The sequence below is a fragment of the Pseudoalteromonas sp. 20-MNA-CIBAN-0454 genome, assembly GCF_040308685.1.
Taxonomy (GTDB): domain Bacteria; phylum Pseudomonadota; class Gammaproteobacteria; order Enterobacterales; family Alteromonadaceae; genus Pseudoalteromonas; species Pseudoalteromonas nigrifaciens.
In genome coordinates this window covers 1-10,852 of record NZ_JBEOOB010000056.1, presented here as the reverse complement: position 1 = coordinate 10,852, position 10,852 = coordinate 1, and the positions used below count along the sequence as shown (strand labels likewise).

Here is a 10,852-nt window from a genome sequence, read left to right as displayed (position 1 = left end):
AGCGAAACTAATTACGGATTATTCACGATCATTTAGATCGGTCAACCGATCAATTAACCTTAACTGATCGGCATTACGGTTTACACCCCGGTTAAACGCATAAGCAAATGACGCCCCCAAGAAGCCACCTGCGGCAGCAGAGCCAGAAAATGCGTCCATAAATACAGCAGAAAATGAAGGACCGATGTTTTCAGCGTTATAAAAAATAACAGCCAGAGCACCAATAATATAAATAGCCGCCATTAACGGTACTACGCGTGATGTAATTGCTGCAATACGCTTAATGCCGCCTAATATAACCAAGGCAAGTAAAATAGATAACACTGCACCTGTGGCCATAGGCGCAAAACCAAAGGTGGCTTCCATACCTTGTGCAATATTATTAATTTGTGGCAGGCTGCCTGTACCAAACGAGCTAATTACAGTGGCTACGGCAAATAAAATGGCCAGCCATTTCATGTTAAGGCGTTTATCCATGTAATACATTGGGCCGCCAGACATAGTGCCATCTTCAGTTTTTTCACGGTATTTATGCGACAAGGTAACTTCTACAAACTTGGTAGTCATACCAAAAAATGCGGTCATCCACATCCAAAACAACGCCGCAGGCCCACCAATTGATATAGCCAGTGCTACGCCACCAATATTACCTGTGCCTACTGTGCCCGATAGTGCTGTAGCAAGTGCTTGAAAGTGAGTGGTATCCCCTTCTGTATCTTTTTTATCAAACTTACCCGAAACAACTTGGCAAGCATGTTTAAAATACCGTATTTGGGGAAATTTTAAATAAATAGTAAAAAATAAACCAACCCCTAATAACACATAAGGAAACCATACTGCTCCTCCTAACATGCCATCTAGGCTATCTAAAAGTTGTCCGAATGCATCCACGCTAAATTCCTCTTATTATTTTATTTTGAAATTGCTGACTAAACATTCGTTAAGCCACAGTTTATTGTGCCGTTGCGTACTTGTTATTTTTGTAAGTGTTGTAACAAAAAAGGGCAACATTTTAATGTTGCCCTTACCTTATACTAATTTATCTTAATTTATCAACGACATTTACGATAGCCGCCAAAGTATCTTGGCCAAATTGATATGAACGACGATCTGACCAACCGTAATCTGGGTCGGGTAAGTCGTTATTATCTTTAAATGGCATTTCGACTGTATAGGTAAGCGCCTTAAATTCTTCTGCTGTTGCAGATGAACCTACTGTAAGGTTAGCTTGGCCTGGCTCGTCTTTAGGGTAGCCATGTTCGTCTTGAAACTCAGGAGTAATGGTTAACAAAGCAGCTTTAAAGCTATCTTCTAGATCTTTTAAGCGCGCATCATAACTTGGAATGCCTTCACTGCCGGCTACAAAGTTATACGGGATTGCTTCATCACCATGAATATCAAGGTGCATATCTAGGCCTGTTTCACGCATTTTATTAAGCACTAAATAAACTTCTGGGCTATTTTCCATGCTCGGCGTTTGCCATTCACGGTTTAAGTTAACGCCTTTAGCGTTAGTACGTAAGTGCCCACGAGCACTACCATCTGGGTTCATGTTTGGCACAATATAAAATACTGCTTTTGATAGTAATGCAGCAGCATGCGGGTCTTCGTCATCAAGTAGTTTGTGAAGTATTCCCTCTACAAACCACTGCGCCATTGTTTCACCCGGATGCTGGCGAGCTGTGATCCAAATGTTTTTCTTATCTGCACTTGGCTCACCAATTTTAAGTACGCTCATGTCGCGGCCATCAAGGGTTTCGCCCAATGTTTCTAATTGGCAAATTTGCTGGCTTTGCGCCCACGTAAGTAAATCTAAATGACGCTCATAGCTATATGGTGCAAAATAAGCAAAATAAACACTGCCGCACTCTGGCTCTATTTCAAAGCTTAATGTGCCATTTTCGTAGCTTGAAGGTACACGAAACCACGTTTGACGGTCATACGATGCAACCGCCTGATAATCTACCCAGCCATCTGGATAAGCTGAATTTTCGAGCTTGTTTATATTTAGCTTATGTAATTGGTAAGGGGTTGTTTCTAGGCGAAAATGAAACCACTGATAAAATTCAGACTGGAAATCGTTATTAATCTCTAACTGGATATTTAATGGATCGGTGGCTTCAATAACCTTAATATTACCACTATCGAAATTGCTACTGATTTTCATGACAAAAAACCTATAAGTTGACTAAGTGTCTCTGGACTGCATAAATAGCCAGGATGTAAGTACGCTGCGATTAGCCGTATCTAATGTATAAAGCGTACCATAAGCGCTACGCTTTAAAAATATTGATAATCAAAAAAGCCAGCAAATGCTGGCTTTTGTATAACGACTAATAAATTAGTGAGGTAAGCTTGGGAATGCCACTTCGGCCATATCGCGCATACAACGTACCACTTGGCAGCTGTAACCAAATTCATTATCGTACCAAACGTAAAGTACAATACGGTTGTCATCAACAATAGTTGCTTGCGAGTCAACCACACCAGCGTAACGACTACCTACTAAATCGGTAGATACGATTTCAGTAGAAGCGGTGTAATCAATTTGGTCGCGCAGGTCTGAGTGAAGTGCGGTATCGCGTAAAAATGCATTTAGCTCTTCTACCGAGGTGCTCTTTTCTAAGTTTAGGTTCAAAATAGCCAGCGACACGTTAGGTGTAGGTACGCGAATTGCGTTACCCGTTAGTTTGCCCTCAAGCTCTGGTAGTGCTTTTGAAACCGCTTTTGCAGCGCCTGTTTCAGTAATTACCATGTTAAGTGCAGCAGCACGGCCACGGCGGTCTGCTTTGTGGTAGTTATCAATTAAGTTTTGGTCATTAGTATACGAGTGAACCGTTTCTACGTGACCATTTTTAATGCCAAACTTATCGTTTAATGCTTTAAGTGTTGGTGTAATGGCATTAGTTGTACAGCTTGCTGCACATACAATTTTGTCTTCAGGTAAAATATCTTTGTTATTTACACCATATACGATGTTTTTGATATTACCTTTAGCAGGAGCCGTTAATAGTACTTTAGCAGCGCCTTTACATTCTAAATGCTGACCAAGGCCTGCTTCATCTTTCCAAATACCTGTGTTATCAACAATAAGTGCATTGTCGATGCCGTAGGCTGTGTAATCTATTTCGCTAGGAGAGTTAGCGTAAATAACCTGGATGTAGCTACCATTAGCTTTAATTGCATTACGTTCTTTATCAACAGTGATAGATCCATTAAATGGACCATGAATTGAATCACGACGTAATAAACTGGCACGTTTTTCAAGGTCGCCATCTTTACCACCACGTACAACAATTGCGCGTAGGCGTAAGTCAGCATAAGGACCTGATTTTTCAATTAGTAGGCGTGCAAGTAAACGGCCAATTCGACCAAAGCCATAAAGCACCACATCGCGTGATTCTTTAGCTGGTAAATCAGCAATTTCAGCGAGCTCATCTTTTACAAACTCTTCAACAGAACGACCGTTTGCAGCATCATTATACAAATAGCTATAAGCAAGCTTACCAATATCGATACGTGCAGAATTTAAATCCATTTTGCTAATCGCTTCTAAAAATGGGAAGCTTTCACGTAAACGTAATTTTGTACCTTCAAACTGCGCAACTGATTTGTGAGATTTGATAATTTCAATTGGGCTTGCATTTACAAGTGGGCGGCCATAAACAGCAATTTCGATACCACGACTACGATAAAGCTTACCAATGATTGGTTGCATGCTTTCTGCGTAACCTTGGCGTTCTTGCCAACTATTTGTGTATTCTAACTCGTGAGATGAGGTCATTTTATTTACCTAAGTTAAACATTTTTGAACGGATAGCCCTAGAGCATTTAACCATCAAAAGTTGAAATGATTTCGACCCTGATAAGTCAACGCACTCTAGTGACTTCCCTATTCTAATTTAATCTTGCTTTATTCTCTACTGTTAGAGGCTAAATGATTGCGTTAGAATAACATTATATTAATATATTTAAGGGTTGAGGATGGTTATAAGACTAATAGTAGTGCTTGGAGTACTCACCTTAGCCGGATGTGAAAAGCCACTAAGCTTGGCCCAAGTATGTAAAAAAACGCCCGGTTTTTGCAACGATCTAAATAAAGATAATCATTGTCGGGAGCAGCGTTCTAACACTATTTTGCAGCGTTATATTGAATATAAGCACCCAACTGATGAAAATAAATATCAGCTACTTAAAGAGTTTGAATCATATAATCAGTGTATTACGCTTGCAGCTAAAATTGAGCATATAAAATTAAAAGAAAAAAAGACCTCTCGTGTAGAAGGTAAATTAACCAGTATTAAAGAAATGACGCGATTATATCAAGATACTAAAAGTACTAATCACCCAGGCTTACTTTACTATCATTGGTCGCGTAATAACGATCAGCGAGCACTGACTAAATTTTTAGCTTTGGAGCATGATGAAAGGGTGACAACAAGTGCTGAAATGCAACTTTTTTTGGCATCGTATTATATTAAATTTGATGATGATAAAACGATTGATTTGCTCTACAAAACATTAGAACTTAATAAAGCACAGCAAATACCTTATCCCGAGGTGTTTACCTCTTTGGTCAGTTTGTTTTATAAACAACAAAATTATAAACATGCCTATGTTTTTTCTAAAGTTGCGCAGATGTCGGGGATAGAAAACGTTGATATATTTGCTGTAGAGCAGCAATTGGCAAGCAGCAGAAAAAATCTTGATAGTTTAGATTCTTTAGCGCAACAAACTTTTCAGCAAATTCGCGCTGGTAAGTTTGTATCACCTAGGGAGTTTTAAGTAACCTAGGCGTAGTTAAATAAAACATTAATAATAAAAAAGGCAGCTTACGCTGCCTTTTTTATATTACTTTGCTTTACTTGTGCCCACTTCTACTCGGGTTTTAAGTTTTTGCCCAGGTCTAAAGGTCACCACGCGACGCGCCGAAATAGGAATATCTTCCCCTATTTTCGGATTACGTCCCGGTCTTTCTTTTTTATCACGAAGATCAAAATTACCAAATCCAGAGAGCTTAATCTGCTCGCCTTTTTCAAGCGCTGAGCGGATTTCTTCAAAAAACGCTTCAACTAAATCTTTGGCATCTTTTTTATTGATCCCGAGTTTTTCAAATAGGTGTTCAGCTATGTCGGCTTTAGTAAGCGCCATATCTAGTCCCTCAACGATGCATTAAACTGTTCGGCCAGTGTGGCCACCACGTTATCAACTACTAGATTGATATCTTTCTCTTCGAGTGTTCTATCAACCGATTGCAGTGTTAGAGCAATCGCCAAACTCTTATAATTTGGCTCAATACCTTTGCCCTTATACACATCGAATAAGTTTAGGTCAACTAATTGATTTCCGCCAACTTTTTCTATCGCTGTTAAAATATCGCCAATATTTACGCTCTCTTGCACTAAAATCGCGATGTCGCGGCGATTTGAAGGGAATTTAGACACCCCTGCAACTTGCGGTAAATTTCTTTTTTCGATTGCCGACATTTCAATTTCAAACACGAAAGTAGCATTATTGATATCTAACGACTTTTGCGCTTGAGGGTGTAATGCACCAAAAAAACCGACCTTTTTACCAGCAACATAAATTACCGCTGATTGACCAGGATGCAAACCGTCTGACTGCTCTGCTTTAATTTCAAAGCGGCTCATATCATTGGTAATTGCCAGTAGTGCTTCCACATCACCTTTCACATCGTAAAAATCGACGTTGCGTTTTTCTTCAACCCAATGTTCGCCATGCGCAAGACCGGTAATTACACCGCCAATTACTGGCACTTGGTTAACACCGTTTTCGGCATTTTCGTCACTTAAAAATTTAAGGCCGTGTTCAAATAGACGAATACGCGGTTGCTGACGATTTTGGTTATACGCTAGCGACGCCAATAAGCCAGGCATTAAGCTTACTCGCATTGCAGACATTTCAATTGAAATTGGGTGCGGTAATACTAGCGGCTGACTTTCTGGGTGCAAAATAGCTTGCGCTTTAGGGTCGACAAAACTGTACGTAATAGCCTCTTGATAACCACGGGCTACTAGCGTATTACGAAACTTGCTTAGTGCGATAGTCGCTTCGTTATGGGTAGTCATTTTAAGCTTAGCAGTCGGTGCAACATTAGGAATACTGTTGTAACCGTAAACACGCGCCACTTCTTCAATTAAATCTTCTTCAATACGCACATCAAAACGGTAACTAGGTACATCTGCACTCCAGCTGTCGTTTTCAACTTTTACGTTAAAACCTAAGCGAGTTAAAATATCAGTAACTTTCTCATCTTCAATATGATGGCCAATAACACGGTCTAAACGGCTACGACGTAAACGAACCTCAGTCACTTTAGGTAGTTTATCTGCGGCAACGGCTTCAACCACTGGGCCTGCTTCACCGCCTACTATTTCAAGTAGTAACGCTGTTGCACGCTCTATTGCATCATGCTGTAGCGCAAAATCAACACCACGCTCATAACGATGCGATGCATCTGTGTGTAAACCGTAGCTACGTGCTTGCCCAGCTATTGCTACAGGGTTAAAAAATGCGCTTTCAAGTAATATATCAGACGTTTTATTTGTAACACCCGATTGCTCGCCACCAAAAATACCCGCAATGGCTAGTGCTTTATTATGATCGGCTATCACTAATGTAGATTCGTTTAATTTAACGCTATTACCGTCAAGTAAAACTAGCTCTTCACCGGCGTTTGCACTACGTACTTTAATTCCACCTTCAATCGCATTTAAATCAAATGCATGCATTGGATGGCCAAGTTCAAGTAATACATAATTAGTAACATCAACTACTGGGTCGATTGAACGCACACCGCTGCGACGTAGTTTTTCAACCATCCATAACGGCGTTGCTGTATCAAGGTTAATGCCTTTGATCACACGCCCAAGGTAGCGAGGACATGCATCTTCATTAACTAATTCAATCGATACTTTATCGTCAATTGTTGCTGTAACCGCTGGAATTTGTAATACGTTTACGTCAATGCTGTTAAGTACGCCCACTTCGCGCGCTAAGCCTTTTATACCTAAACAATCACCACGGTTTGGTGTTAAATCAACATCAATAATATTATCATCAAGGCCTAGGTATTCACGTAAATCTGTACCTACTGGCGCATCGCTTGGCAATTCCATAATGCCATCGCCTTCTTCGCTAATACCTAGCTCAACAAAGGCACACAACATGCCATTTGAAGGTTGGCCACGTAACTTGGCTTTTTTAATTTTAAAATCACCAGGAAGCACTGCGCCAACAGTTGCAACCGCAACTTTAATGCCTAAACGACAGTTCGGTGCGCCACATACGATATCAAGTAGTTCATCACCACCGACATTAATTTTGGTAACGCGTAGCTTATCTGCATCAGGATGTTGTCCACATTCAACAACTTCACCTACCAATACACCATTAAATTTTGCTGCTGCAGGTGTTACGCCATCAACTTCTAGGCCAGCCATAGAAAGCTGTTCCGACAGAGCTTGCGTATCAATGGCTGGATTAACCCACTCTCTTAACCACTTTTCACTAAATTTCATATTATTGTTTCACTCTTAACGGAACTGGTTTAGGAATTTTAAGTCATTTTCAAAAAATGCACGTAAATCGTTTACGCCATAACGCAACATAGTTAAGCGTTCTACACCCATGCCAAAAGCAAAGCCGGTGTATTTTTCAGGATCAATGCCCACAGACTTAAGAACGTTAGGGTGTACCATGCCGCAGCCTAATACTTCTAGCCACTTGCCGTCTTTACCCATTACGTCTACTTCTGCTGAAGGTTCTGTAAAAGGGAAAAATGAAGGACGGAAACGAATTTCCATGTCTTCTTCAAAAAAGTTACGCAGGAAGTCGTGTAAAATACCTTTAAGTTCAGTAAAGCTCACATCTGTGTCGACCATTAAGCCTTCAACCTGATGAAACATAGGCGTGTGCGTTTGGTCATAATCGTTACGATATACACGTCCAGGAGAAATAATACGCAGCGGCGGTTGCTCAACTTCCATTGTACGTATTTGTACGCCACTCGTTTGCGTGCGCAATACCAGCTTAGGGTTGAAGTAAAAAGTGTCGTGATCAGCACGGGCTGGATGATGCTCAGGAATATTTAACGCATCAAAGTTATGAAAGTCATCTTCAACTTCAGGACCCGATTTAACTGCAAAGCCTAACTCACCAAAAAAGCTTTCTATGCGCTCAATGGTACGTGTAACCGGATGTAGGCCACCAGTAGGCATAACACGCCCAGGTAATGTTACATCGATAGTTTCAGCGGCTAGCTTTTCTTCTAGCGCTTTACTGGCTAACAGCTCACGTTTATCGTTTATAGCAGCTTGCACATCTTGTTTAGCTTGATTAATAACTTGGCCCGCTTCTTTACGCTCTTCAGGGGCAATTTTGCCTAGCGTTTTAAGTAAGCTGGTGATCTCGCCTTTTTTGCCAAGGTAATTAACCCGCATTTCTTCTAACTGCGCGATTTCACTGGCACTGGCTACCGCCTCAAGTGCTTGCGCTAATATATTTTCTAAGTTCATTGGATACCTGATCTTTCACAGAAGGTGATTGCTGTTAAGTAATAACTTATGATAACTGAAAGCAGTGCCTAGATTCTAGACCTACTAGAGCTTTAACGTTGATTTTATAAAAGGAATTGTTAATTTTCGTTGTGCGGCCATAGATGCATGATCTAATTTGTCTAATACGTCGAGTAATGTACGCATATCACGGCTTAAGCGCGTTAATAAAAATCGGGCGCATTCGTCACTTAGCTCTAAGCCACGCATTTTTGTGCGTTTAACTAAAGCTTGTGCTTTATCGTCATCGCTCATTGAGCGAATTTGTAGTGTAGTTCCCCATTTTAGCCGCGATTCTAAGTCTGGTAAGCTAATATTTAGCATGTCGGGGAGTAAGTCAGCGGTCACCACTAACATTTTTTTAGGCTCGTTAAAGCGATTAAAAAAATTAAATAAGGCCTTTTCCCACGCATCATCACCCGCTACCAAATGCACATCATCTATACATAAAACATCAAGGGCTTCTAAGCCTTCTAATACCATAGGGCCAAAATCAATAACTTCTCGCATAGATAACAGCATATTTGATAAGCCGCGCTCTTGCGCTTGAATACACGTAGCGTACAAAAGGTGAGATTTCCCTGAATCGCCCAAACCACATAAATAAGTGTATTGAAAAGATTGCGACAATTTTGAAAAACTGTCTTTTAAATGACTTACTTCTAAAGAGTCCTCACCACCAAAGTACGAGGTAAAGGTTTCGTCATCGGGCAAAGTAACCGGCAATGCCATTTGCATTGGCTCATGAGTTAGCATTACTCACCAATCCATTGATACTCTAAACTGTTTTTATCAACAATATGATAAAAAGCACTTGGATCAACATAATCTCTAAACGCAGCATCAAGCCCTAATGCTTTTTTTAAATCAACCACACTACCCGTATGATTAAGTTTGAACTCAACTAAATCTGGGGTTTTTCGTATAATAGTAGCCTGAGTTACCACACTTAAATTTGATAACCGGCGTTTAGCCAACTCAATATCAACAAAGCTTTGCGTACCTTTTAGAGTTAAAGTTGCCGCTGCTTGCTCGTAATAAGCATTCGGATCAATTGCATATTCATTAGCTAGCCCTTTCGCTAACGTATCTATCATTTGCGCAACAACTTGTTGTTTATCACCCGTTAATCTATTTAATTCAAAAAGATCATCGTTAGTAAATCGCCAATCTAAAACCCAGTTTTCACTATCTGGTTGCTTATACATTCTGGCTGTAATACTGCGCTCAGCACTATAACGCTTAGAGGCCTCTTCTACTGGCTCTGAAAAGTTACCCCATACTTCAGGAATACCTACTAGACGTCTGTCTTGTAAATCAAGTAAAGGCACCACAACCGGTAAACCACGTCGCCCTGCTTTATCGTATATTAACTGTTCTAGTTGTGGGTAGCTTTCTTGAGTAACTAGCTCTCTGCGCCAGTTATCTTCAATTCCTAACCATATTGCAATTAATGGTCGTTGCACACCCCATAAGGGTAAACCGAGCTCTTTAATTAATGCATTAATTTTTCGCGCTTCAAATTTAACAACAAGTTTTAAGTTACCGGTTGTACTCTCGTCGTACTCAAACTTGAGCATGTAGTCTGAAATATCTTGAGTTTTTTGTTGCGCTAAGCTGTTTTGATCAGCACTTTCATCACCGCTGACTTTCACTAGAACATTCAGCAATGCTTTACGACTTGCTGCTAAACGCGTGTCTCGAGTTTTATCATCAACTTTTAAAATATCTTGATAAAGATCAATTACTTCAACCGCTGATGCAGTAAAGCAAAATATAATTGATAAGGCACTTAATAATAATCTATACACAGGCTATTTGTTCTTAGTTTTAAACTGATTTGATCCTAAATCAAAGCAACCCACAAAGCAAAATTATATTTTATTTGTAGGAAAAAGTGCTAGGTGCTAGGTGCTAGGTGCTAGGTGCTAGCAGAGATTGCTGATGGGGTTATTTTTGTCTAACAATTTAATGTTTTTATACTAATCGCATAAAGTTAATGAGTAATTTAATATTAAATAACGAGCTCAATAACAAAGCGATAATTAGAATCGGAGTCTTTAATTAGGCCTGGTAGTGTCTTAATGCCCACAGCAGTGGAGAGTCACAGTGCAAATACACCACACTCATTGACTAGTGATGATGTTTTTATGATTTGAATGTCGGTGCGCTACTTCGTAGCGACAACGCAGTAGAATGTCGTAGTGCCCACAGCGGTAGAAAGTCACAGTGTAAATACCCCACATTCATTGGCTAGTGGTGATGTTTTTATGATT

General features: G+C 40.1%; 8 protein-coding genes and 1 pseudogene. 1 reads left to right on the top strand and 8 read right to left on the bottom strand.

Features of this window, described 5'->3' with window-relative positions:
• Nucleotides 1-75: 75 nt before the first annotated feature.
• The 3 genes and pseudogenes from AAEZ22_RS17410 to AAEZ22_RS17400 all read right to left on the bottom strand — a co-directional run.
• Nucleotides 76-891 (bottom strand): annotated as a pseudogene (locus tag AAEZ22_RS17410) (alanine/glycine:cation symporter family protein); the annotation flags it as partial.
• A gap of 148 nt (nucleotides 892-1,039) precedes the next feature.
• A complete protein-coding gene (locus AAEZ22_RS17405) occupies nucleotides 1,040-2,167 on the bottom strand; it encodes a M14 family metallopeptidase (protein ID WP_011328571.1) in 1,128 nt (375 codons plus the stop codon).
• Nucleotides 2,168-2,341: 174 nt separating this feature from the next.
• The gene (locus tag AAEZ22_RS17400) at nucleotides 2,342-3,784 is read right to left on the bottom strand and encodes a glyceraldehyde-3-phosphate dehydrogenase (protein ID WP_011328572.1); all 1,443 of its coding nucleotides are present in this window, start codon (nucleotides 3,782-3,784) and stop codon (nucleotides 2,342-2,344) included.
• Nucleotides 3,785-3,984: 200 nt separating this feature from the next.
• On the opposite strand from AAEZ22_RS17400, the gene AAEZ22_RS17395 reads away from it, so the two are divergent.
• Nucleotides 3,985-4,785 carry a DUF2989 domain-containing protein gene (locus tag AAEZ22_RS17395; RefSeq protein WP_352298187.1) on the top strand — a complete coding sequence of 267 codons (801 nt, stop codon included), beginning with the start codon at nucleotides 3,985-3,987 and terminating at the stop codon, nucleotides 4,783-4,785.
• Between the two features lie 66 nt (nucleotides 4,786-4,851).
• On the opposite strand, the gene ihfA is transcribed toward AAEZ22_RS17395, so the two are convergent.
• From ihfA to AAEZ22_RS17370, 5 genes are all read right to left on the bottom strand, one after another.
• Nucleotides 4,852-5,151, bottom strand: coding sequence for an integration host factor subunit alpha (ihfA, locus tag AAEZ22_RS17390; protein ID WP_352298184.1), 300 nt, complete (start codon nucleotides 5,149-5,151; stop codon nucleotides 4,852-4,854).
• Between the two features lie 2 nt (nucleotides 5,152-5,153).
• Nucleotides 5,154-7,541 (bottom strand): phenylalanine--tRNA ligase subunit beta, encoded by a 2,388-nt coding sequence (pheT, locus tag AAEZ22_RS17385; RefSeq protein ID WP_086994471.1) that lies wholly within the window; start codon nucleotides 7,539-7,541, stop codon nucleotides 5,154-5,156.
• A 15-nt stretch (nucleotides 7,542-7,556) separates the two neighbouring features.
• Nucleotides 7,557-8,537: a phenylalanine--tRNA ligase subunit alpha gene (pheS, locus tag AAEZ22_RS17380; RefSeq protein ID WP_011328576.1), complete on the bottom strand. Its 981-nt coding sequence runs from the start codon at nucleotides 8,535-8,537 to the stop codon at nucleotides 7,557-7,559.
• A gap of 84 nt (nucleotides 8,538-8,621) precedes the next feature.
• Nucleotides 8,622-9,332, bottom strand: a complete 711-nt coding sequence (hda, locus tag AAEZ22_RS17375) for a DnaA regulatory inactivator Hda (RefSeq protein WP_172459224.1) — start codon at nucleotides 9,330-9,332, stop codon at nucleotides 8,622-8,624.
• Nucleotides 9,332-10,387: a DUF8605 domain-containing protein gene (locus AAEZ22_RS17370; protein ID WP_352298181.1), complete on the bottom strand. Its 1,056-nt coding sequence runs from the start codon at nucleotides 10,385-10,387 to the stop codon at nucleotides 9,332-9,334. The genes hda and AAEZ22_RS17370 overlap by 1 nt, the downstream gene beginning before the upstream one ends.
• Nucleotides 10,388-10,852: the final 465 nt, after the last annotated feature.

Excerpts from the sequence above, each read along its gene's own strand:
- hda (WP_172459224.1), bottom strand. The coding sequence starts at position 9,332 with ATGCTAACTCATGAGCCAATGCAAATGGCATTGCCGGTTACTTTGCCC.
- ihfA (WP_352298184.1), bottom strand. The coding sequence starts at position 5,151 with ATGGCGCTTACTAAAGCCGACATAGCTGAACACCTATTTGAAAAACTC.
- AAEZ22_RS17405 (WP_011328571.1), bottom strand. The coding sequence starts at position 2,167 with ATGAAAATCAGTAGCAATTTCGATAGTGGTAATATTAAGGTTATTGAA.
- AAEZ22_RS17400 (WP_011328572.1), bottom strand. The coding sequence starts at position 3,784 with ATGACCTCATCTCACGAGTTAGAATACACAAATAGTTGGCAAGAACGC.
- pheS (WP_011328576.1), bottom strand. The coding sequence starts at position 8,537 with ATGAACTTAGAAAATATATTAGCGCAAGCACTTGAGGCGGTAGCCAGT.
- AAEZ22_RS17395 (WP_352298187.1), top strand. The coding sequence starts at position 3,985 with ATGGTTATAAGACTAATAGTAGTGCTTGGAGTACTCACCTTAGCCGGA.
- pheT (WP_086994471.1), bottom strand. The coding sequence starts at position 7,541 with ATGAAATTTAGTGAAAAGTGGTTAAGAGAGTGGGTTAATCCAGCCATT.